At 75.3% G+C, this 22,603-nt stretch carries 13 protein-coding genes; 7 read left to right on the top strand and 6 right to left on the bottom strand.

Annotation, left to right across the window (positions count from 1 at the left end):
• Nucleotides 1-372 precede the first annotated feature (372 nt).
• Nucleotides 373-924 (bottom strand): MarR family winged helix-turn-helix transcriptional regulator, encoded by a 552-nt coding sequence (locus ACWDYF_RS07030; RefSeq protein WP_018566425.1) that lies wholly within the window; start codon nt 922-924, stop codon nt 373-375.
• A 186-nt stretch (nt 925-1,110) separates the two neighbouring features.
• Between ACWDYF_RS07030 and ACWDYF_RS07035 the strand changes: the two genes are divergently transcribed.
• Entirely contained in the window at nt 1,111-2,382 is a 1,272-nt protein-coding gene (locus ACWDYF_RS07035) for an MFS transporter (protein WP_381739141.1), read from the top strand.
• A 94-nt stretch (nt 2,383-2,476) separates the two neighbouring features.
• On the opposite strand, the gene ACWDYF_RS07040 is transcribed toward ACWDYF_RS07035, so the two are convergent.
• Both ACWDYF_RS07040 and ACWDYF_RS07045 read right to left on the bottom strand, forming a co-directional pair.
• Nucleotides 2,477-4,186 carry an ATP-binding SpoIIE family protein phosphatase gene (locus tag ACWDYF_RS07040; RefSeq protein WP_381739123.1) on the bottom strand — a complete coding sequence of 570 codons (1,710 nt, stop codon included), beginning with the start codon at nt 4,184-4,186 and terminating at the stop codon, nt 2,477-2,479.
• Between the two features lie 231 nt (nt 4,187-4,417).
• Nucleotides 4,418-5,794 (bottom strand): NAD(P)/FAD-dependent oxidoreductase, encoded by a 1,377-nt coding sequence (locus ACWDYF_RS07045; RefSeq protein ID WP_018566422.1) that lies wholly within the window; start codon nt 5,792-5,794, stop codon nt 4,418-4,420.
• Between the two features lie 395 nt (nt 5,795-6,189).
• Between ACWDYF_RS07045 and ACWDYF_RS07050 the strand changes: the two genes are divergently transcribed.
• The gene (locus tag ACWDYF_RS07050) at nt 6,190-6,984 is read left to right on the top strand and encodes a TetR/AcrR family transcriptional regulator (RefSeq protein WP_026252296.1); all 795 of its coding nucleotides are present in this window, start codon (nt 6,190-6,192) and stop codon (nt 6,982-6,984) included.
• A gap of 329 nt (nt 6,985-7,313) precedes the next feature.
• Nucleotides 7,314-9,278 carry a sigma-70 family RNA polymerase sigma factor gene (locus tag ACWDYF_RS07055; protein WP_389462873.1) on the top strand — a complete coding sequence of 655 codons (1,965 nt, stop codon included), beginning with the start codon at nt 7,314-7,316 and terminating at the stop codon, nt 9,276-9,278.
• A gap of 66 nt (nt 9,279-9,344) precedes the next feature.
• Here the strand turns inward: ACWDYF_RS07055 and ACWDYF_RS07060 are convergent, their stop codons facing one another.
• Both ACWDYF_RS07060 and ACWDYF_RS07065 read right to left on the bottom strand, forming a co-directional pair.
• Nucleotides 9,345-12,794, bottom strand: a complete 3,450-nt coding sequence (locus ACWDYF_RS07060; RefSeq protein WP_389462872.1) for an AfsR/SARP family transcriptional regulator — start codon at nt 12,792-12,794, stop codon at nt 9,345-9,347.
• Between the two features lie 546 nt (nt 12,795-13,340).
• Entirely contained in the window at nt 13,341-15,419 is a 2,079-nt protein-coding gene (locus ACWDYF_RS07065; RefSeq protein ID WP_389462871.1) for an asparagine synthase-related protein, read from the bottom strand.
• Between the two features lie 692 nt (nt 15,420-16,111).
• On the opposite strand from ACWDYF_RS07065, the gene ACWDYF_RS07070 reads away from it, so the two are divergent.
• The 4 genes from ACWDYF_RS07070 to ACWDYF_RS07085 all read left to right on the top strand — a co-directional run bounded on the left by ACWDYF_RS07070 (nt 16,112) and on the right by ACWDYF_RS07085 (nt 21,615).
• Complete coding sequence (locus ACWDYF_RS07070; RefSeq protein ID WP_026252295.1) at nt 16,112-17,536, top strand: hypothetical protein; 1,425 nt, start codon at nt 16,112-16,114, stop codon at nt 17,534-17,536.
• A gap of 236 nt (nt 17,537-17,772) precedes the next feature.
• Entirely contained in the window at nt 17,773-18,993 is a 1,221-nt protein-coding gene (lhgO, locus tag ACWDYF_RS07075; protein ID WP_018566416.1) for an L-2-hydroxyglutarate oxidase, read from the top strand.
• Between the two features lie 239 nt (nt 18,994-19,232).
• Nucleotides 19,233-20,099, top strand: coding sequence for a tRNA (guanosine(46)-N7)-methyltransferase TrmB (gene trmB, locus ACWDYF_RS07080; RefSeq protein ID WP_389462870.1), 867 nt, complete (start codon nt 19,233-19,235; stop codon nt 20,097-20,099).
• A 46-nt stretch (nt 20,100-20,145) separates the two neighbouring features.
• Nucleotides 20,146-21,615, top strand: coding sequence for a PrsW family intramembrane metalloprotease (locus tag ACWDYF_RS07085; protein WP_389462869.1), 1,470 nt, complete (start codon nt 20,146-20,148; stop codon nt 21,613-21,615).
• Nucleotides 21,616-21,622: 7 nt separating this feature from the next.
• On the opposite strand, the gene ACWDYF_RS07090 is transcribed toward ACWDYF_RS07085, so the two are convergent.
• Nucleotides 21,623-22,567 (bottom strand): aldo/keto reductase, encoded by a 945-nt coding sequence (locus ACWDYF_RS07090; protein WP_389462868.1) that lies wholly within the window; start codon nt 22,565-22,567, stop codon nt 21,623-21,625.
• Nucleotides 22,568-22,603: the final 36 nt, after the last annotated feature.

The raw sequence follows: 22,603 nt of genomic DNA on the forward strand, positions 1-22,603 counted from the left end.
TCGGTGCTTTCCAGGTTCCCGCTTCCGCGTTTCCCTTTCCGGCGGTTCCGACTCTATCAGATCTTTTCTCGACCTGACCCCCAGTCAGCGGGGTCAGTCTTCCCGGCCGTTGGGCCGTTCCGACGTTCCAAACCTTAGCGGATCCGCTCGCTGATTCCCAATCGGGCCCTTGGCGGATCCGTTCGGCATCGACGAGTTCCATTCGAATTGAATTCGGGCACGCCGAAATCAACCCGGCCGGGAGATCGTGCTGATGGTGTGGGTGCCGCAGTGCGGCGGAGGTGTTGTCGAGGAACCGTTACGGCTCCGCGGCAACCCGAAGAACTCTACGGATCGACCAGAGGCGTGTCAAGGAGCCCCTGTCAAGATCTTTTAGTCGAGGTCGCTGAGGCGTCCGCCGGCGTCCGGCTGGGCGTGCTCCACCCGGCGCAGGAGCCGGGTCAGCACCTCGCCGAGCACGGCGCGCTCCGCCGGGGAGAGGTCCTGGAGGAGGTCGCCCTCGAAGACCGTGGCGAGGCGCATGGCCTCCATCCACTTCTCCCGGCCCTCCGGGGTCAGCTCGACGATGACGCGGACGCGGTTGTTCTCGTCGCGCTCGCGGGTGACCAGGCCCTCGCCGACCATGCGGTCGATGCGGTGGGTCATCGCGGCCGGGGTGAGGCCGAGGCGCTTGGCGAGGTCGCTCGGGCCGAGGCGGTAGGGCGCCCCGGAGAGGACGAGCGCCTTGAGCACTTCCCACTCGGCGTTGCTGATGCCCAGCTCGGAGGTCTGGCGGCCGTAGGCGACGTTCATCCGGCGGTTCAGGCGGGACAGCGCCGAGACGATCTTCTCGACCTGGGGGTCGAGGTCCTGGAACTCGCGCTGGTAGGCGGCGATCTGCTCTTCGAGTGTCGGCTCGCTGCCGAGACCGGGGGTGTCACCCATGTCCGCAGTATGGCACGGACCGGCTTGGCATTGAAGTCCTTCCAGGTGTACTCTTTAGCTTCGAACTTTAGTCTTGAAGTCTTCAGGGTTAACTCCTAATCACTTCAATGACCGACCGCCACACGATGCAGAGCTTCGGCTTGAGAGATGAGAGAGGTGAACGTGACCAGGGCGATGGGCGCAGCGATGCGCCGGATCCACGTGGGCAACGCACTCAGCGCGTTCGGGCTCGGCTTCACCGTCCCCTACCTGTACGTCTATGTGGCGCAGGTGCGGGGACTGGGAGCCATGACGGCGGGGCTCGTGCTCGCCGTCTTCGCCGTGGCCGCGCTGATAGTGCTGCCGTTCGCCGGCCGGGCGATCGTGCGCCGCGGCCCGCTGCCGGTCCTGCTCGCCGCCCTGGTCACCGCCGCACTGGGAGCGCTGAGCCTGGGGCTCGCGGGCGGCGCGACGGCCGTCCTGCTGTCGGCGGCGGCCCTGGGCGCCGGACAGGCCGTGATGCAGCCCGCGCTGGCCACGATGATCGTGGACTGCTCGGAGTCGGAGACCCGCTCGCGGGCGTTCGCGATGCAGTTCTTCCTCCAGAACCTGGGTCTCGGTGTCGGCGGCCTCATCGGCGGGCACCTCGTGGACACCTCCCGGGTCTCCTCCTTCACCCTGCTGTTCGCGATCGAGGCGGCGGTGTTCCTGCTGCTGGTCGCGGTGATGGCGACGGTGCGCGTGCCGCGCGCGCCGCGCGTCGAGGCGGCCGCGGACGCCGGACCGGGTGCGGGCCGCACCGGCTGGCGCGCGCTGCTGGGGAACCGGGCCATGGTGCAGCTGTGTGTGCTGGGCTTCGTGCTGTTCTTCGCCTGCTACGGGCAGTTCGAGTCGGGTCTGAGCGCGTACGGCGTGGAGGCCGCGGGGATCTCGACGTCGGCGCTGGGCACCGCGCTGGCGGCGAACACGCTGATGATCGTGGTGGCGCAGTTCGCCGTGCTGAGGTTCGTGGAGCGGCGGCGGCGCTCGCGGGTGATCGCCGCGGTCGGCGTGATCTGGGCGGTGGCCTGGGCCGCGGCGGCGTACGCGGGTCTGGGGCACGGCAGCCAGACGATGGCGACGGCCGCCTTCGTGTCGACGTACGCGCTGTTCGGGCTGGGTGAGGCGATGCTGTCGCCGACGCTCGCCCCGCTGGTGGCGGACCTCGCCCCGGAGGGTCTGGCCGGTCAGTACAACTCGGCGTTCGCCCTGGTGAAGCAGCTCGCGCTGGCCGTCGGTCCGGCGGTGGGCGGTCCGCTGGCGGCGTCGCTGCCGGGGCCGTACGTGGTGACCTTCCTGCTGTTCTCGCTGGGGATCAGTGTGCTGGCGCTGCGGCTGGGCCGGGGGCTGAGCTCCGTGCAGGATCACCCGTGGGCCGCGCGGACCCGGGTGGTGGCGCGCGGTGGGGCCGCGGCGGAGCCGGTGACCGCGGAGGTCTGAGCGTGCGTGTGGGCAAGGCGGCCGTCGTCCTCGGGCGACGGCCGCCTTGCCGTATCCCCCGGCCGGGTGCGGGCGGCCGGCCTCGCCGCGGGGGTCAGGGCCGCCGGGCAGGCAGGGTGAACTCGCACCAGACGGCCTTTCCGCCGTCCGGGGTGCGGCGGGCGCCCCAGTGGTCGGCGATGGTGGCGACGATGGCGATGCCCCGGCCGGACTCGTCCACGGGTTCGGCGCGGCGGCGCCGGGGCAGATGGTCGTCGCCGTCGGTGACCTCGACGATCAGCCGGCGGTCGGTGCGGCGCAGCCGCAGCCGCATGGGCGGTGTGCCGTGCTGGAGGGAGTTGGCGACGAGTTCGCTGGCCGCGAGGACGCCCGCGTCGTGGAGTTCCGGCGGGAAGCGCCAGCTGGCCAGGACGCCGGAGGCGAAGGCACGCGCGCGGGGCGCGGCTTCCACGCCGCCGAGGAGTTCCAGCGCGGCGTTGCGGAAGAGTTCGCGGTCCGGGCCGGTGCGGGCGGGGTGCTGGAGGACGAGGACGGCGACGTCGTCGTCGTGGTCGGCCTGGACCCCGGCGGAGCGGACCAGGCGGTCGCAGACGACCTGGGGGGTGCCGGTGGCGCCGGCCAGGGCGCGTTCCAGGGCGGCGATGCCCTCGTCGAGGTCCGCGTCGCGGCGTTCCACCAGGCCGTCGGTGTAGAGCACGGCCGTGGAGCCGGGGGCGAGCGGGACCGAGCCGGAGGCGTGCATCCAGCCGCCGGTGCCCAGGGGCGGGCCGGTGGGTTCGTCGGCGCGTACGACGGTGCCGGTCTCGTCGCGGACGAGGATCGGCAGGTGCCCCGCGGAGGAGTAGACCAGCCGGCCCTCGTTGGGGTCATGGACGGCGTAGACGCAGGTGGCGATCTGGTTGGCGTCGATCTCGGCGGCGAGGCCGTCCAGGAGCTGGAGGATCTCGTGCGGCGGGAGGTCCATACGGGCGTAGGCGCGCACGGCGGTGCGGAGCTGGCCCATGACCGCGGCGGCGCGCACCCCGCGGCCCATGACGTCGCCGATGACGAGGGCGGTGCGTCCGCCGCCGAGGGTGATGACGTCGTACCAGTCGCCGCCGACGGCGGCTTCGGTGCCGCCGGGGTGGTAGGTGGCGGCGACGCGCAGGTCGTCGGGCTGTTCCAGCACCTGGGGCAGCAGGGAGCGCTGGAGGGTGACGGCGGTCTCGCGCTGGCGGCGTTCGCTGGCGCGCAGGCGGTCGGCGGCCTCGGCGTGGTCGGTGACGTCGGTGGCGAAGACGAGCACGCCCGCGCCGCCCGGGGCGGTGGCGCGCTCGCCGGGTCCGGGGTCGCGGACCGGGGTGCAGGTGAAGGTGTAGGAGCGGCCGTCGGGTGCTCTGCGGGACTTCAGGGTGCGGGGTCTGCCGCTGCGCAGGACCTGGTCGAGGAGCGGGAGCAGGCCCAGTTCGCGCAGTTCGGGCAGGGCGTCGCGGGCGGGTTCGCCGAGCGGGCGCGCGCCGAAGGCCGTGGTGTACGCGTCGTTGAGGTAGGCGAGGCGGTGGTCGCCGCCGTGGACGAGGGCGACGAGGGCGGGGACGCGGTCGAGGACCTCACGGGCGGGGAGCCCGTCGACGCCGGGCGGGGGCGGGTCCCCGTCGGCCTGCCGCTCGCCGCGGGCGGCGGGCACGGAGCCGTCGGAGCGCCGGTCCGGGCCGGGCGCGGAGCCGTCGGGCCGCCGGTCCGGTGCGAGACCGGTCCGCGCCGCGGCACGGCGCTGTGTTCCGGGGATCGGGGGGAGCCGGGCGCTCCAGCGCGTGAAGTTCACGAATCCTTGCCTCGTGTCGGTGGTGTCGGTCCGGCTCCGGGCCCGGCCGGGGTGCGGGGCCGCGCGGGGCGGCCGGCCTTCTCCGGCCCCGGGTGCGGCACGGTGTCCGTGCGGATACGGCGGCCGGGGCGGGCGGCTTCCGCCTCCGGTCGTGGACCAGTCTGGCAGTGCGGGCGCCGCGCGACGGCATCCGTGGGACGCCGTCGCGCCCGGTGGAGTTCCGCGCTCCGGTCAGGACGACCCTTTCGGGTCGGTGTCCGGGTCGAGGGGGTGTTTTCCCCCGGCCGCGAGTTCGAATTCGGCGCGGGGGTGTTCCAGGGACCCGAGGGAGACGATCTCCCGTTTGAAGAGGCCGGCGAGCAGCCATTCGGCGAGGACGCGGGCCTTGCGGTTGACGGTGGGGACCCGGCTGAGGTGGTAGGCGCGGTGCATGAACCAGGCCGGGTAGCCCTTCAGCCTGCGGCCGTAGACCTGGGCGACGCCCTGGTGCAGTCCGAGGGAGGCGACCGAGCCGACGTAGCGGTGCGCGTACGTCTCCAGGGGTTCGCCGCGCAGCGCGTGGGCGATGTTGTCGCCGAGGACCTTCGCCTGGCGGACCGCGTGCTGGGCGTTGGGCGCGGTCTCCTTGCCGGGTTCGGCGGCGGTGACGTCGGGGACGGCGGCGGCGTCGCCCGCGGCCCAGGCGTGCTCGGTGCCCTGGACGGTCAGCTCGGCGGTGCACCGGACGCGGCCCCGGGCGTCGAGCGGCAGGTCGGTGGCGGCCAGCAGGGGGTGCGGCTTGACCCCGGCGGTCCATACGACGGTGCGGGTGGGGAAGCGCTGCCCGTCGCTGAGCACGGCGACGCGGTCGGCGCACGACTCCAGGCGGGTCCGCAGGAGCACCTGGATGTTGCGGCGGCGCAGTTCGGTGACCGTGTAGCGGCCCATCTCCTCGCCGACCTCGGGCAGGATGCGGTCCGAGGCCTCGACGAGGATCCATTTCATGTCCTCGGGCCGGATGTTGTGGTAGTAGCGGGCGGCGTAGCGGGCCATGTCCTCCAGTTCGCCGAGCGCTTCCACGCCCGCGTAGCCGCCGCCGACGAAGACGAAGGTGAGGGCGGCGTCGCGGATGGCGGGGTCGCGGGTGGAGGAGGCGATGTCCATCTGCTCGATGACGTGGTTGCGCAGGCCGATGGCCTCCTCGACGGTCTTGAAGCCGATGCCGTGGTCGGCGAGACCGGGGACGGGCAGGGTGCGCGCGACGGAGCCGGGGGCGAGGACGAGTTCGTCGTAGGCCAGGTGTTCGGTGCCGCCCTTCTCCTCGGTGGCGAGGGTGGCGAGGACGGCGGTGCGGTGCGCGTGGTCGACGGACTTCACCTCGCCCGCGACGACCCGGCAGCCGCCGAGGACGCGGCGCAGTGGTACGACGACGTGCCGGGGCGAGATCGCGCCGGCCGCCGCCTCGGGCAGGAACGGCTGATACGTCATATAGGGGTCGGGCGTGACGACGGTGATCTCGGCGTCGCCCCGCCGCAGCTCCTGTTTCAGCCGCCGCTGGAGGCGCAGAGCCGTGTACATCCCGACGTAGCCGCCGCCGACAACGAGAATGCGCGCACGTTCCTTCACCATCCCATGACGCACCCGTGACTCTCGTTTGTCCACAGCCCCGGCGATTTGTGTGACCGCCGGGCGGCCGGGCGCCGGATTGGCCTGATCACCGGGGGCCGGGTCAGGTGCGCAGGTCAGCGCGGGTGGGTGGGGGTGCGGAGCGGGCCGTGGGGCGCGCCGGGGCGGCTCGTACTCCGATCGGGGGGCGGTCCGTGCGGAACTGCCCCTTCTGAATTGACTCCCACTCAACTATGTTCGTGTGTCGTCGGGGTGTGGGGGAAGTGACCGGACGAGTCGGCGGGTCCCGCCTGGTCTCGCGGAACGGCTCGGTCGTGCGCGGTCCCCGTTCAGCGCATCCCGGAATTCAGTGGCGGGGAGAGTCTCCGGGGGGAGACGTCATTACCGGGGGATCGGCTATGCACATTCAGGACACTCATTGGTCCACCGCGTCCGCTGTCGCGGCCGGTGGCGGGGCGATGGGCGCGGCGGTGGGCGGACGCGGGGAGGACCCCCGGTCGGTGCGGACCACTCCGCTGCGCGTGGACGCACAGCGCAACCTCGAACACGTGCTGCGGGCGGCGCGCGAGGTCTTCGGCGAGCTGGGGTACGGCGCGCCGATGGAGGACGTGGCCCGGCGCGCCCGGGTCGGCGTGGGCACGGTGTACCGGCGCTTTCCCAGCAAGGACGTCCTGGTGCGGCGGATAGCCGAGGAGGAGACCTCCCGGCTGACCGACCAGGCACGGGCCGCGCTCGGCCAGGAGGACGAGCCGTGGTCGGCGCTCTCCCGGTTCCTGCGCACCTCGGTGGCGTCCGGCGCCGGGCGGCTGCTGCCGCCGCAGGTGCTGCGCGTCGGGGTCGCGGAGGAGCGGACCGGCGAGACGGACGGCGCGGACGGCACGGACGGCGCGCGGGTGCCGCAGCAGCGGTCCGAGCCGGGCGCGGGCGAGCTGCGGCTGGTGTCCGACCAGGACACCGGGCTCGCGCCGGAGGCGGTGGACGACACGGGAGCCGCGGAGCTGCTGGAGGTCGTGGGCCGGCTGGTGGAGCGGGCCCGTGCGGCGGGTGAGCTGCGGACCGATGTCTCGGTGTCGGACGTGCTGCTCGTGATCGCCACGGCGGCGCCCTCGCTGCCGGACGCCGCCCAGCAGGCGGCGGCCTCGGCACGGCTGCTGGACATTCTGCTGGAGGGGCTGCGGTCCCGGCCGGTGTGAGCGCGCGGGGCGGGCTCTCCGGGCGACACGGCGACGGGACGCCGTGAGGGACGCCCGCGCAGGGGATGCCTGTACGGCAGGCCCGTACGAGGGACAGGCGGGGCTCGGACGGGGCTCGGGCGGGGGCGTTGCGCCCGGGGGCGTGCGCGCCGGCGCGGGTTCCGCCGCATTCCGGGGAGCATGCCCCGTACGGGTGATGTCGATTCCGGGGGGCGGTGCGTCCCCCACGGACGGGTGGAGGATCCTTCCTGCCGAGTCCTGACAAGAGCCGCTGTGGCAGTCTGGCCCGGTGATCGGGTCGGCTGGGCTGGCGGCGGGGGCTATCGGCGATGGGCGTTGACGGACGTGGTGAGTCGGTCGGTGACGGCGGGGCGGGCACCGGCGGGCCGCGCCCGCCCCAGGTGCCGAGCCAGGGCGGTCCGGCCGGTGTCCCGCACCGGGCGGACCCGAAGGACGCCCCGGGCCCGGACTCCCTGGACCGGGACGGCCTGAGGCCGGTGGGCGAGGGCGGGGTGCCGGCCCAGCGCGAGTGGCGCGAGGACAGCGTGCTGCCGCCGCCGCGCGAGGTGCCGCCGTCCGACGCCGAGCTGGTCGACCGGATGCGGTCCGGGGACGACACGGCGTACGAGGACCTGTACCGGCGCCACGCCGACGCGGTGCGCCGGTACGCCCGCAGCTGCTGCCGGGACGCCCACACCGCCGACGACCTCACCGCCGAGGTCTTCGCCGCGATGCTCCAGGCCGTGCGGGGCGGCGCGGGCCCCCGGCACGCCGTCCGCGCCTATCTGCTGACCAGCGTCCGGCGGGTGGCCGCGCACTGGACGAAGACCGCGCGGCGCGAGCAACTGGTCGACGACTTCGCCGTGTTCGCCGCGCAGGCGGTCCGGAGCTCCGAGGTCTCCGACGACGACACGCTCGACCTGGGCGCGGACGTGCGGGCGATGCACGAGGCCGAGCAGTCGATGGCGATGCGGGCGTTCCGCTCGCTGCCCGAGCGGTGGCAGGCCGTGCTGTGGCACACCGAGGTCGAGGACGAGTCGCCCAGCGAGGTCGCCACCCTGTTCGGGCTGGACGCCAACGGCACCCGGGTGCTGGCCAGCCGGGCCCGCGAGGGTCTCAAGCAGGCCTATCTCCAGGCCCATGTGAGCACGTCCCTGACCGGCGACGCGGAGTGCGCCCGGTACGCCGACCAGCTCGGCGGCTACGCCCGGCGCAAGCTGCGCACCCGCGCCGAACGGGGCCTGCGCAAGCACCTGGAGGAGTGCGCCAGGTGCCGGGTGGCGGCGCTCCAGATCGAGGAGGTCGCCGGCGGCATCCCGGCCGTCGTGCCGGTCGCCGTCCTCGGCTGGTTCGGCGCCGCCGGGTACGCCAAGGCGTTCGGGCTGCTCGCGGGCGGCGCGGGGGCGGCCGGTGCCGCGGGCGCCGCGGGCGCGGCCGCGGGCGGGTCCTCCGGTGGCGCGGGCGCCGGGGGCGCGGCGGCCTCCGAGGGGCTCGGCGCGCCGGTGAAGGCCGGGATCGCGGCCGGAGTCGTCGCCGTGGCCGCGGCGGGGCTCGCCTTCGCCCTGGTCGGCCACGACGCCCCCGCCGACAAGCCCCGGGCCGCTCCGCCCCCCGCCCCGGTCGTCGAACCGCAGCCGCCGTCCAGCGCCCCGCCCGCTCCCCGCCCCAGCCGGAAGCCGCCGGAGCCCGTCGTCGCGCCCCGGCCCGTGCCCGAGCCGACCCCCACGCCCACACCCACCCCGAAGCCCGAGCCGTCGCCGAAACCCACCCCGAAGCCCGCACCGCCGTCTCCGTCCCCCACGCCCACCCCGTCCCCGACACCGACGCCGACACCAACGCCGACGCCGCCGCCCGCTCCCCCGGCCGTGTACCGGTGGAGCGAGCTGAGCTACGACGTCACCGGCGACGGCACCGGGCCGGAGATGCGGCTCGGCGGCAGCGGCTGGGTGTGGCAGCGCGACGGCGTGGAGATCGCCGGGAAGCGGTATCCGCACGGGGTGAGCGTGCACGGCGAGTCCTCGGTCACCATCGACCTCAACCGCGCCTGCTCCGCCTACGACGCGGTGGCCGGTGTCGACGACCTGGCGGCCGGGCTGGGCGAGGTCGCCTTCTCGGTGTACGCCGACGGTGTGCGGCTGTGGCAGTCCGCCACCGTCACCGGCGGCCAGGCCGCCGTCCCGGTCCATGTGAGCCTCGTCGGCCGCCGGACCGTGCAGCTGGTCGTCACCCCGCGCAGCGCCTTCGACGCGGTGACCCTCGCGGACTGGGCGGAGTCGCGGTTCACCTGCGCGTAGCGCCGAAGGACGGCCGGGGGACCGGGCTCACGCGCGGAGCGCCGACGGACGGCCGCGGGGCCGGGCTCACGCGCGGGCCGCGGGCGGGCGGCCCCGCACGGCTTCGGCGACCTCGGCGAGGACGCCGTCCACGGCGAGGGCCGCGCCCCGGGCGAGTTCGGCGGCGCAGCGCTCGGCGCCGAGAGCGGCGCGCGCGGCCGCCTCGGCGCGCTCCGCGCACCGCCGCTCGGGCTGCGGGCGGGGACGGCCGCCGCGCCAGCCGTCGGCGGCGGCGAGCAGCCGCAGCGCGCGGGCGTGCTCGCCGAGCCGGGACAGCACCTCGGCCGCCATGTCCGCGAGCGAGGCCGTCACCACCTCGGAGCAGTGCTGCTCGGCGGCGATGCCCAGCGCCTCGACGAGCAGCGGGAGTCCGTACCGCGGGCCGCGTTCGGCGGCGGTGACGAGGGCGTCGATCCCGCGCAGCGCCGCCTCGAACTGCGGGGGCGGGGTCCCGCGTCCGCTCTCCGCCCGTGCCGCGTCGCAGTGGGCGCGCGCACCGCGCACATCGCCGTCGTCCAGGGCCAGTTGGGCGCGCAGCATCAGCACGAACGCCCGGGAGTCCACCACCCGGTGCCGCTCGGCCACCTCGCTCGCCTCGTCCAGGGTCACGACGGCGCCGGTCCGGTCGCCCGAGCGATAGGAGATCTCGGCGAGCCGGGCCAGCAGGAACGGCGTCTCGGCGTGGGCGCCCACCTCGTGGGCGAGGCGCAGCGCCTCCTCGTACTCGGCGCGCGCCTCGGCCAGCCTGCTGCGCGCCATGGCCGCCTCCCCGGCCGCGCTGCACACCTGCGCGCGCATCCACCGGTCGCCCACCCGGTGGCTGAGCCGCCGCAGCTCGGCGAGGTCCTCGTCGACGCCGTGCAGGTTGCCGGGGGAGTCGACGACCATGTGCGTACGGAACATGAGGAGGACGCCGACCTCCCAGTCGCCGCCGTACACACGGCAGTTGGCGATGGCCCTGTCCAGGACGCGGCGCATGTCGTCAGGGGTGTTCGTCAGATAGGAGCTGAGCGGCCACAGCAGTCCTGGCATCCGGGCGGCGTGCGGGCCGCCGTCCGCGAAGGCGTCCTGGACCCGGGCCATGTAGCGCAGCACCCGTTCGTCGCGGACCGCCTCGGCCGCCTCGGTCTCCGTCGACAGGAACAGGTGCAGCATGCGCAGGTCCATGCGCAGGGCGTGCAGCGGGTGGCCGCGCTCGCCGTCCGGGGCGTTCAGGAGGGCGTCCACCAGGTCGACGGTGCCGGGGGCGGTCGCGGGCGTGAGCCCGGACGAGGACGGGCGCACGGGCGCGGGCGGGGCGCCGGTGTCCAGGGCGATACCCAGGCCCAGCACCCGGTGGACCCACTCCATGGCCTCCCAGCGGTAGGCGCGCAGCCACCAGAACCAGCCCATGCCGAGGGCGAGTTCGGCGGACGCCCGCTCGTTCCCGGCGGTCAGGGCCCGGTCGAGGGCCGCCCGGATGTTGTCCAGCTCGGCCTCCAGCCGGGCGATCCAGGCCAGTTGCCCGGCCGACCGCAGTTGCGGATCGGCCTCCGTGACGAGCGCGTACGCCCAGGCGCGGTGCCGTTCCTCGGCGGCGGCGCGCAGCCCCGGCATCTCGGCGGCGCGCTCGGTGGCGTACTCGTGGATGGTCTCCAGCATGCGGTAGCGCATGCCGCCGCCGTCCCCGCCGCCCTCCGCCCCGGCCGGGGTGGCGATGACCAGGGACTTGTCGACGAGCGCCCCGACCAGGCCGGCGGCGGGGCCGCTGCACACGGCCTCGGCGGCGGCGAGGTCCCAGCCGCCCGCGAAGACGGACGCCTCGCGCAGCATGGTCCGCTCCTGCTCGTCGAGCAGGTCCCAGGACCAGTCGACGACGGCGCGCAGGGTCTGCTGGCGGGGCAGGACGGTGCGGCTGCCCGCGGTGAGCAGGCGGAAGCGGTCGTCGAGCCGGTCGGCGATCTGCCGCGGGGTGAGCATCCGCAGCCGGGCGGCGGCCAGTTCGATGGCGAGCGGCAGGCCGTCCAGACGGCGGCAGATCTCCGCCACGGCCTCCTTGTCGTCGAGGACACCGGCGCCGTCGGGGCGGACGGCGGCGGCGCGTTCGGCGAAGAGGCGGTGGGCCTGGTCGGGTGCCAGCGGTTCGACCGGGCGCACCAGTTCGCCGGGGACGCCGAGGGGTTCGCGGCTGGTGGCGAGGACGGTGAGGCCGGGGCAGCGGGTGAGCAGCGTCTCGGCGAGGGCCGCGGCGGCGCCGATGACGTGTTCGCAGTTGTCGAGGACCAGCAGGGTGGCGCGCGGGGCGCAGTACTCGACGAGCAGCGTCAGCGGGTCGTCCTGCGGGGTCACCAGGTCGTTGGTCTTCAGTACGGTCTCGCGCAGCCCCAGCGCGCTGACCACGGCGCCGGGCACCGCCTCCGGCCGGTCCAGCGGCGCCAGCTCGACGAGCCAGGGCTGCGGGAGCCCGGCGACGGCCTCCTCCGCGAGCCGCGTCTTGCCGGAACCGCCCGGTCCGATGAGGGTGACGAGCCGGGCCCCGTGCAGGTCGGCGCGGAGGGCGGCGAGTTCGGGCTCCCGGCCGACGAAGGAGGTCAGGCGGGGGCGGATGTTGCCGGTGCGGGCCGCATCCGGGACGACGGCCGGGGCGGCCGGGACGACCGGCACGGCCGGGGTGGGGGGAACGGCCGGGATGGGGGGAACGGGGTACGCGGGGCGCGGCGGTTCCGTGGCGGACGACGGGCGGGCGGTGGACGCGGCGGGCGCGGGGCCGGGAGGAGATGGCGCGGGGGCGAGGAGACCGGCGTGCAGGGCGCGGAGTCCCGGTCCCGGGTCGGTGCCGAGGCCGTCGGCCAGGGCGCGGCGGGCCCGTTCGTAGGCGGCGAGGGCGTCGGCGCCGCGGCCGGTGTCGCGCAGCGCGCGGATGAGCAGCGCGTGCAGCGACTCGTCGTACGGGTGTGCGACGGTCAGTTCCGTCAGCTCCGGTACGACCTCGGCGGCGCGGCCCAGCCGCAACCGCGCGTCGGCGCGGGAGCGGACCGCCTCCAGACGCAGCGTGTCGACGCGGGCGGCGGCCGTACGGTCGGGCAGGTCGGCCAGGGCGGGGCCGCGCCACAGGGCGAGCGCGTCGTCGAGGGAGCGGGCCGCGGCGGACGCGTCGCCCCGCCCGAGGGCGGCGGTGCCCCGCCGTACGAGGCCCTCGAAGGCGAAGAGGTCGACGCCGTCCTCGGCCACGGCGAGCCGGTACCCGCCCGTCTCGGAACGGATCGCGTCCCGGCCGAGGGTGCGGCGCAGCCGGCCCACCAGCGCCTGGAGCGCCGCCGGGGCGTCCTGGGGCGGGTCCTCGCCCCACACCTCGTCGATCAGGGCGCCCGGGGCGGTGACCCGTCCGGGCCGCAGGGCGAGCGCGGTGAGCAGGGCCCGCAGGCGCGGACCGCCCACGGGCAGGGCAGTGCCCCGGTCGTCCTCCGCCTGGGTGACGCCCAGGATTCTGTACTGCACCGGGACATTGTCGCCGGGCGGCGGAAGCGGGGCACGGGGTTTCTCGCCGCGCCGCGGGGCGGTGGCTGGGGTGAGGGCGCGCGGACGGCGGCAGCGCGGGGCCGGGGCGGAGCATCCGCGAGCGGGTGGGGAAGCCGTCGCAGTCGCGGGAACGCGAGGGCGGCCGAGGCAAGCCGCAGCGGAGGCCCGGGAGCCCGGACGCGCCACCGGGCGACCGAGGCGGAGGCGCGAGGCGCGTGCCCCGGCGCCGGGGCAGCCCGCCCTCGGGCGCTGCCGGCCGGAGCGCGGACGCGGGGCCCGCGCGCGGCCGGGACGCCGATGCCGACGTACGCCCCAGGGCTCCGCCATGACTCCCGCGTCCCGACGCAGCGCGGCACTCGCCCGGAGCAGCCCGGAGCAGAGGGAGCAGAACACTCGCCCGGAGCAGAAGGAGCAGAAGGAGCGGGCGAAGCGGCCCGACCACGGGCCTATGTACGTCGACCACGGGCCTATGTACGTACAGCGCGGCCGCCCCGTACGCGCCTCCCCAGGCGGGCGACCGCCCCCTCACGCCCCGGAGGCCAGTGCCCCCCGCTGGGGTGCGATGCCGCCGGGGACCGCGCGGGCGCGGGCCGGGGTGCCGGTCCAGCAGGTGCCGCGGCGGGCCAGCAGGCGGCGCAGCCAGATCTCCAGGGAGACCAGGTCGGCCAGGCCGTCCAGGGGCAGGGGCTCGCCCTGGGCCGCCGCGCGCAGCGCCTTGCGGACCACCCGGGCCTCGACCAGGCCCGCCTCGGCGAGCAGCGGGGTGGCGAACAGGGCCATCAGGCCGTCCGCGGCCAGGCGCAGGCCCGCGCGCTCGGCGGACCCGCCCGGGGCCTGCGCGGGCGCGCCCCAGCCGGGCGGCAGGCCGCCCACTCCGGCGCCCTCCAGGACGGTGCGCAGGATCGCCGCGCGGGCTCCCGGCCGGACCCGCAGGGCCTCGGGGAGCGCGCGGCAGGCCCGTACGACCTGGTTGTCGAGGAAGGGGGCGTGCAGCCGCTGGGAGCGGATCTCCGCGGCCTGCTCCAGGACGCGGAGGTCGGCGGCGTGCCGGGCCAGGGCGGCACGCGCGCGGTGGTCGCCCGGCCGCTGTCCCGGGCCGGTCGTCGAGCGGTTGGTCGCGGCCTGGAGGCGAACCGATACTTCAGCCAGCGCCTCACCGGTCAGCCAGCGGGCGGCGGGCCCGGCCCCGGCCCAGGTGAGCGCGGCCAGGGAGGCGCCGACCGCGCCCCTGGGCTCGTCGAAGCGGCGCTGGAGCAGCCGTCCCGCGAGGTCTTCGAGACCGGCGCGGTAGGGGGTGCGGGCGAGCTTGCGCGCCGCGCCGTACACGCGCGCGGGGACCATCACCGAGCCGTCGGCCCTGGCGAGCGCGGCCACCGGCCGGACCAGATGGCGCCGTCTGCGGTCCATGAGCAGGTCGGCCAGGCGCGCGGGGTGGGCGTCGAGGACCTGGCGGGCGCCGTGGCCGGTGAAGTGGTCGGCGCTGCCCGACGCGAGGCGGGCCCGGTGGCGGGCCGCGGTCACCAGGGAGGGGCCGGGCTCGTCGGTGAGCGGGCCCTCCAGGTCGGCGTAGGGCAGGACGTCCTCGCCGCCCGCCACCACGACGTGGTGCAGGCGCGGGTTGGCGGCGAGCGCACCGGCCCGTTCGATCTCCTCCTCGCGGCCGCCGACGGCGAGGTCGTTGAAGGTGACGGCGAGCAGGCGTTCACCGGCGCCGGTGCCGTGGCCCAGCAGGGTGCCGGGGTTGCCCGGCAGGCCCGCGGCCAGCAGGGCGAGGGTGCCCGAGGCCGGGCCGCCGGACAGGTCGGCGCCGATGCCGGGCACCGGCATGCCGCGGGCGGCGCGGCGCTCGGCCGGTCCCATGCCGGGCACCGGGCCGGGGTCGATGTCGGGGACGTGCCGGGGCGCGGAGAGCCGGGCCCGGACGGCTTCGACCAGGGCGTCCCGGACGGCGCCGACCGCGCTGTCGGGGTCGGCGGGGGGCGCGGCCACGGCGAGGGAGGCGACCTGCTCGTACCCGGCGACCTCGCGCGCCCCGGCGCGCAGGATCAGCGCGTGCCCCGGCGGAATGCGCCGTACGCCCTCGTACGGGGTGGAGTCGTCCAGCGCGGCCGGTACGGCAGGGGCGGCGAGCAGCGCGGCGAGGTGCCCGAAGTCGAGGTTGGCCTCGACGAGGTCGGCCAGCGGCAGCGCGGCCGTCGCGTACGCCGTGCCGCGCGCCCAGGGGGTGTGGAACACCGGCCGGGCGCCCGCGAGATCGCCGCAGACGGTGATGCGGCGGCCGACCTGCACGACGGCGGTGTAGCTGCCGGGCCAGGCGGTCAGGTGGCGCAGCGCGCCACCGCGCGCGGCCAGCAGGCCGACGCGCAACTGCTCGTCGGAGGCGCCGCAGACGCCGAGCACCGCGATCCTGGTCTGCGCGTCGGCCCGCACCAGCCGGATCTCGTCCGGCCGCCAGTCGCCGACCGCCCACAGCGGATCGGGGTCGCCCCACAGCAGTTGGGAGCCGACCGGCTGCACGGTCTCGCCGTCGTACCCGGTGGCGCCCGCGGAACCGGTCCCGGCGATGCCCGCGGCGGCGCTGCTCCATCCCACCAACCACCGCATCGACGCCTCCACGGACCGGGATTCACCAGTGCACCGCACGAACCGGGTCCATGCTGCCACGAAGCAGGCGTGGCGGAGCGGAGGCGGAGCCGCCTCGGGTCCGTGCCGCGCGCCCTCGCGCGCCGGTCGGCGAGATTGCCGCGAGATGGCCAACGGCCGTGCCGGGCACGGACATCTCGACCTGAATGCGCCCCCTGATGCGCTCCCCGTAGCACCCTGTGCGCCGTCAACTCCCGTGGTGGGAACGGGAAATACCCGGCAGGAAGCAGAGATGATTTTCAGCCAAATTGGCGCGGCGGGAGCGGATGTGCGCACGCTCCGTACACAGTCTGCGCCGGGTGCGGTCAACGCGCAGTCCGGGAGGCGCGGTTGGCCTCCCGGACCGTTCCGCCGCCCGCGGGGATGAAGGCGGCGGTGTCCCCCAGCCCACTGGATCCAGTACAGCGGGCCGACCCACGCAGAACCATGGAACCGTCGCGCCGATGGCCGGAGAAGAGCGCACGGGCGGGCGCACGGCCACACATCGGGAGCACGTGGCAACCGTGCGTGCAGGGCCCGTACTCCCGTGCGGACCACAATCCCGCCAACCGGAAGAATGCCCCTTAACGCTTGGGATGCGGCGAACTACGCTGGGTTTACGAATGCCGCGTGGTTATGCCAGCGCGGCAGCCGTCTGTGTCGAGGGGTGGCGCATGTCCAGGGAGCAACGCGGGCCGAACGAAAAACTCGGCGCCGTTCTCGCCCTCGCGGGAATCAGCAACGCCGGACTCGCACGACGCGTCAACGACCTCGGCGCCCAGCGCGGGTTGACGCTTCGCTACGACAAGACGTCGGTGGCCCGCTGGGTCTCGAAGGGGATGGTGCCGCAGGGAGCGGCGCCGCACCTCATCGCGGCCGCCATCGGCCAGAAACTCGGCCGTCCGGTGCCGCTCCACGAGATCGGCCTCGCGGACGCGGACCCCGCGCCCGAGGTCGGCCTCGCCTTCCCCCGCGACGTCAACCAGGCGGTGAAGTCGGCCACCGAGCTGTACCGGCTCGACCTGGCGGGGCGCCGGGCCGGGTCCGGCGGCATCTGGCAGTCGCTCGCCGGTTCGTTCGCCGTCACCGCGTACGCCACCCCCGCCTCCCGCTGGCTGATAACCCCGGCCGACAGCTCGGTGGCGCGCGAGGCCGGCGGGACCGAGGGCTCGGCCGCACCGCTCAAAGTCGGCCACAGCGATGTGCGCAAGCTGCGGGAGGCCGCCGAGGACGCCAGGCGCTGGGACTCCAAGTACGGGGGCGGCGACTGGCGTTCGTCCATGGTGCCCGAGTGCTTACGGGTGGAGGCCGCGCCGCTGCTGCTGGGCTGCTACTCCGACGAGGTCGGCCGTGCGCTGTTCGGCGCCTCCGCCGAACTGACCCGGCTGGCGGGCTGGATGGCCTTCGACACCGGCCAGCAGGAGGCCGCCCAGCGGTACTACATCCAGGCGCTGCGCCTGGCCCGCGCGGCGGCCGACGTGCCCCTGGGGGGATACGTCCTGGCGTCGATGTCCCTCCAGGCGACCTACCGCGGCTTCGGCGACGAGGGCGTCGACCTCGCCCAGGCCGCGCTGGAGCGCAACCGCGGTCTGGCCACCGCGCGCACCATGAGCTTCTTCCGGCTGGTGGAGGCACGCGCCCACGCGCGCGCGGGTGACGCCCAGGCGGCCGGCGCCGCGCTCAAGGCGGCCGAGGGCTGGCTGGAGCGGTCCCGGGAGGGCGACAACGACCCGACCTGGCTCGGCTTCTACGGCTACGACCGGTTCGCCGCCGACGCCGCCGAGTGCTACCGCGACCTGAAGGCACCCCGCCAGGTCCGCCGCTTCACCGAACAGGCGCTGTCCAAACCGACGGAGGAGTTCGTGCGCTCGCACGGCCTCAGACTCGTCGTCTCGGCGGTCGCCGAACTGGAGTCGGGCAACCTGGACGCGGCCTGCGAGCAGGGCGTGCGGGCGGTGGAGGTCGCCGGACGCATCTCCTCCGCGCGCACCACCGAGTACGTCAGGGACCTCCTGCACCGGCTGGAGCCCTACGGCGACGAACCGCGCGTGGTCGAGCTGCGCGAGCGGGCCAGACCGCTGCTGATGACGACGGCCTGAGCGGGACGGGCGGCAGGCGGCTCCCTGCTCCGTCCCCGTCCCGTCCCCGCCGCGGGATTCAGTCGGGGGATTCCGCCGGGGGTCCGCCGAGGGGTTCCGCCTGAGGTCCGCCGCGGGCCCGAGGGGCCCGGCCCGGCGCTCCCCGCGGCCCCGGTGACCGAGGTGATGCCGGTGATCTTGCCGTCTCCCGGTTTGAAGGCATTGTCAGTGGCGCAGTGCACTATCGGGAGCGGGAGGTGGAGCAGGTGCGGAAGAGCGCTCACGACTGCGATGCGCTGGTGATCGGGGGCGGCATCGTCGGTCTGTCGACGGCGTACGCGATCACCCGGGCCGCGCCGGGCACCCGGGTGACGGTGCTGGAGAAGGAACCGGGCCCGGCCCGGCACCAGACCGGGCGCAACAGCGGGGTGATCCACAGCGGGATCTACTACCGCCCCGGCTCGCTCAAGGCGCGGTACGCGGTGCGGGGCGCCGCCGAGATGGTCAAGTTCTGCGCGGAGTACGGCATCGCGCACGCCGTCACCGGCAAGCTGATCGTCGCCACCGGCCGCGACGAGCTGCCCCGCCTGCACGCCCTGGTCCAGCGCGGCCGGGAGAACGGCATACCGGTGCGCGAGCTGGGCGCCGCCCAGATCGAGGAGTACGAACCGGAGGTGCGCGGCCTGGCCGCGATCCACGTGGGCACCACCGGCATCTGCGACTACACCGCCGTGGCCCGCCATCTCGCGGACGCCTCGGGCGCCGACATCCGCTACGGCGCCGAGGTGGTCCGCGTGGACCGGCGGCCCGAGCGGGGCGTCGCCGTCCTGACGTCCGGCGGCGACATCGTCCGCGCCCGCGTGCTGGTCAACTGCGCCGGGCTGCACTGCGACGAGGTGGCGCGGCGGACCGGGGACGACCCGCAGGTGCGGATCGTGCCGTTCCGTGGGGAGTACTACGAGCTGGCGCGCCCGGAGCTGGTGCGGGGACTGGTGTATCCGGTGCCGGACCCGGCGTTCCCCTTCCTCGGCGTGCACCTCACCCGGGGCATCGACGGCGGAGTGCACGTCGGCCCGAACGCGGTGCCGGCGCTGGCCCGCGAGGGGTACGGCTGGGGAGTCGTACGGCCGCGTGAGCTGGCGGGCACGTTGAGCTGGCCCGGCTCCTGGCGGATCGCCCGCAGGCACTGGCGGTACGGGGCGGGGGAGCTGCGCCGGTCGGTGTCGAAGGCGGCGTTCGCCGAGGCGGTGCGCAGGCTGCTGCCCGCCGTCGAGGAGCGGGACCTGGTGCCCGCGCCCGCCGGGGTCCGGGCCCAGGCCGTCCTGCGGGACGGGACGCTGGTGGACGACTTCCTGATCCGCGAGGGCCCTCGGACCGTGCATGTGCTGAACGCCCCGTCCCCGGCGGCCACGGCCTCCCTGCCGATCGGCCGGGAGGTGGCCCGCCGGGCCCTGGCCGCACTGGCGGCCACGGAGTGAGTGAAGCACCCCGCACCGCGACGAGGCCGACGACGAGGACGACGGCGAGGCCCGCCGGAGTCACGGCGGCGGGGGACGGCGCCCGAGCGCACCGCGCCGCCTCGCCCCGCGGGCCGAACAGGGCCACGACCGCCGGGGACGCCCCGCGAGAGGGCCGGGCGGTCCTGTCGTCCTGTGTGCCGTCCGCGGTCGCCGGGCGGCCCGTCCGGCGCCGTCCGGCCCGTAAAATGGGGCGCACTGTGTCTGACTCCGTGAACACCCCCGCCTCCGCCGCCCCCACTCCCCCGCACACTCCCGGTGAGCCCGACCGGCACACCCGGGCCAAGGGCGAGCCGCGGTTCCCCGACGGTCCCCAGGCGGACCCGGCCGGGTCGCACTTCGAGCGGCGGATCCGCAGCTTCCAGCCGCGGCGCAGCCGGGTGACCACCGGGCAGGCGGACGCGTTGCAGCGGCTGTGGCCCCAGTGGGGGCTGGACATCGACGGACAGCGGGTGCTCGACCTGGCCGAGCTGTTCGGCAACGACCGGCCGGTCGTCCTGGAGATCGGGTTCGGCATGGGCGAGGCCACCGCGCAGATGGCCGCCGCCGACCCGGACACCAACATCCTCGCGGTCGACGTGCACACCCCCGGCCAGGGCAACCTGCTGGCCCTCGCCGACCGGGGCGGACTCACCAACGTCCGGGTCGCCAACGGCGACGCGATCATCCTGCTGCGCGAGATGCTCACCCCCGACTCCCTCGACGGGCTGCGCGTCTACTTCCCCGACCCCTGGCCCAAGAAGCGGCACCACAAGCGGCGGCTGATCCAGCCGGAGTTCCTGACCCTGGCCGCCGCCCGGCTCAGGCCCGGCGCGCTCGTGCACTGCGCCACCGACTGGGAGCCGTACGCCGAGCAGATGCTCGACGTGCTGAGCGCGCACCCCGCTTTCGAGAACACCCGGCCCGGCGGCGGTTACGCGCCCCGCCCCGCCTTCCGTCCGCTGACCCGGTTCGAGGGCCAGGGCCTGGACAAGGGGCACGTCGTGAACGACCTGCTCTTCCGGCGCGTACCGCACGGGTCCGGGCAGTCCGCCCAGGACCCCGCCCCGCATCCCGGCCGCGGCTGACGAGACACCGTCGCGACCGGCACCTTCCCTCGTTAGGGTCAATGACGTGGCCACCTGTCCCCCGTACCCGACGTATCCCAGCGGTCCCCCGCCGATAGCCGACGGCCGGCCGCGGCACGCGCACTGGTGGCACAGGCGGTGGGTGCGCTACGGCGCGCTCGCGGCGCTGCTCGCGCTGTCGGGGCTGGTCATCCTCGCCCTGGTCCGCCGGCAGACCGGCACCGAGGGCTTCCTGGTCGGCCTCGGCCTGGCCGTGCTGCCGGTGCCGCTGCTGACGGCCGCCTTCCGCTGGCTGGACCGGGTCGACCCCGGCCCCTGGCGGAACATGGTCTTCGCCTTCGCCTGGGGCGCCTGCGCTGCGGCGCTCATCGCGATCGTCGCCAACAGCTTCGCCACCAAGTGGATCGCCACCGCGACCGCCGACCCGGCCGGCGCGGACACCCTGGGGGCGACGGTGATAGCCCCGATCGTGGAGGAGTCCGCGAAGGCCGCCGCCATCCTGCTGATCTTCCTCTTCCGCCGACGCGACTTCACCGGTGTCGTCGACGGCGTGGTCATCGCCGGGACCACCGCCACCGGCTTCGCCTTCACCGAGAACATCCTGTACCTGGGGACCGCCTTCGGCACCGACCAGACCAGCGGCTACCAGGGCATCGCCTCCGTCACCGCGGCGACCTTCTTCGTGCGCGTGATCATGTCCCCGTTCGCGCACCCGCTGTTCACCGTCTGCACCGGCATCGGGTTCGGCGTCGCCGCCCTGGCCGGGCAGCGCCAGCGCGCGCGGCGGCTCCTGGTGCCGCCCGCCGGACTGCTGCTCGCCATGGGCATGCACGCCTTCTGGAACGGCTCGTCCACCTTCGGCGAGTACGGCTTCTTCGCGGTCTACGGCGGCTTCATGGTGCCCGCGTTCGGGCTGCTCACCTGGCTGGTCGTGTGGACCAGGCAGCGCGAGCTGCGCACCGTCCGCGAGGAGCTGCCCGCCTACGCGGCCGCCGGGTGGCTGACGCCCGCGGAACCGTTCGCCCTCGGCTCCCTGCGCGCCCGGCGGCTGGCCCGCGAGTACGCGGCCCGGCACCTGGGCAAGCCCGCCGCCCGCACCGTCGCCCAGTACGAGGCGTACGCGACCTCGCTGGCGTTCCTGCGCCGCCGGGGACGCCTGGGCCGGGCGGGCGCCGACTTCACCCTGCGCGAGCGGGAGCTGCTGCACGAGCTGTGGCGGCGGCGCGAGACCGCCCAGCCCGCCCTGGACCACGCGGCCCGCATGACCGCACCGCCGGTACGCGTCGTCCCCGCCCCCTGGCCCGCGTACGGCCTGTACGGCTACGGACCCGGGCCGGGGTACGGGCAGGGACAGGGACAGGGCCACGGTCAGATACCGGCGCAGATGCCGGCGTACGGCTACGGCTACGGACACGGACACAGCGGGTACGGCGTCGCCGCCGGACAGCCCGCGTACGGGCAGCCCGCGTACGGACAGCCGCCTCAAGGACAGCCCCCGTACCGCGCCCAGCCGTGAGGGCGGGTCAGGCCGAGGCGCTGGTCAGCTTCGCGGTCTCCTCGTCGGTCAGCCGCAGCTCCGCCACGCCCAGCAGGGCCGGGAGCTGCTCCACGGTGCGCGCCGAGGCGATCGGGGCGACGACCGTGGGCTGCGCCGCGAGCCAGGCGAGGGCGACCGTGGCCGTCTCGGCGCCGCGGGCGCGGGCGACCTCGTCGAGCGCGGCCAGGACCTTCTGCCCGCGCTCGGTCTCCAGGTGCTTGGCCGCGCCCTGCGCGCGCGGGCTGTCGACCGTCGTACCGGGCCGGTACTTGCCCGTCAGGAAGCCCGCCGCCAGCGCGTAGTACGGCACCGCCGCCAGGCCCGCCCGCTCGGCGAGGTCCCGCAGAGCGCCCTCGTAGGTGTCCCGGGAGACCAGGTTGTAGTGCGGCTGGAGCGCGACGTAGCGGGCCAGGCCCTCGCGTTCGGAGAAGTCCAGGGACTCCTTCAGGCGCTCGGCGGAGATGTTGGAGGCGGCGATGTACCGCACCTTGCCCGCCCGCACCAGTTCGTCCAGGGCGCCGATGATCTCCTCGACGGGCACCTCGGGCCGGTCGAAGTGCGTGTAGTACAGGTCGATGTGGTCGGTGCCCAGCCGCTTGAGGGAGGCGTCGGCCGCGGCCTTGATATTGGCGCCGGACAGGCCCTGGAAGTCGGGGTGCTGGCTGACCTTGGTCGCGATGACGATGTCGGAGCGGTTGCCGCGCTCCTTGATCCACTTGCCGATGATCGTCTCGGACTCGCCGCCCTGGTGGCCCTCCACCCAGGCCGAGTAGGAGTCGGCTGTGTCCAGGAAGTTGCCGCCGGCCGCCGTGTAGGCGTCCAGGACGGCGAAGGACCGCTCCTGGTCGGCGGTCCAGCCGAAGACGTTGCCGCCGAGGGCGAGCGGGAAGACCTGGAGGTCGGACGAGCCCAGCTTGTGCAGAGAAGTCATGTGATCCATCAACGCCCCCGGCGGAGCAGCCCATTC

This window comes from Streptomyces sp. NPDC003284, from assembly GCF_053589675.1.

Bases quoted from the DNA above. Each gene is read 5' to 3' on its own strand.
- ACWDYF_RS07035 (WP_381739141.1), top strand. From the start codon at position 1,111: ATGCGCCGGATCCACGTGGGCAACGCACTCAGCGCGTTCGGGCTCGGC.
- ACWDYF_RS07070 (WP_026252295.1), top strand. From the start codon at position 16,112: ATGTCCAGGGAGCAACGCGGGCCGAACGAAAAACTCGGCGCCGTTCTC.
- ACWDYF_RS07030 (WP_018566425.1), bottom strand. From the start codon at position 924: ATGGGTGACACCCCCGGTCTCGGCAGCGAGCCGACACTCGAAGAGCAG.
- ACWDYF_RS07050 (WP_026252296.1), top strand. From the start codon at position 6,190: ATGCACATTCAGGACACTCATTGGTCCACCGCGTCCGCTGTCGCGGCC.
- ACWDYF_RS07065 (WP_389462871.1), bottom strand. From the start codon at position 15,419: ATGCGGTGGTTGGTGGGATGGAGCAGCGCCGCCGCGGGCATCGCCGGG.
- ACWDYF_RS07090 (WP_389462868.1), bottom strand. From the start codon at position 22,567: ATGACTTCTCTGCACAAGCTGGGCTCGTCCGACCTCCAGGTCTTCCCG.
- ACWDYF_RS07045 (WP_018566422.1), bottom strand. From the start codon at position 5,794: ATGGTGAAGGAACGTGCGCGCATTCTCGTTGTCGGCGGCGGCTACGTC.
- ACWDYF_RS07055 (WP_389462873.1), top strand. From the start codon at position 7,314: ATGGGCGTTGACGGACGTGGTGAGTCGGTCGGTGACGGCGGGGCGGGC.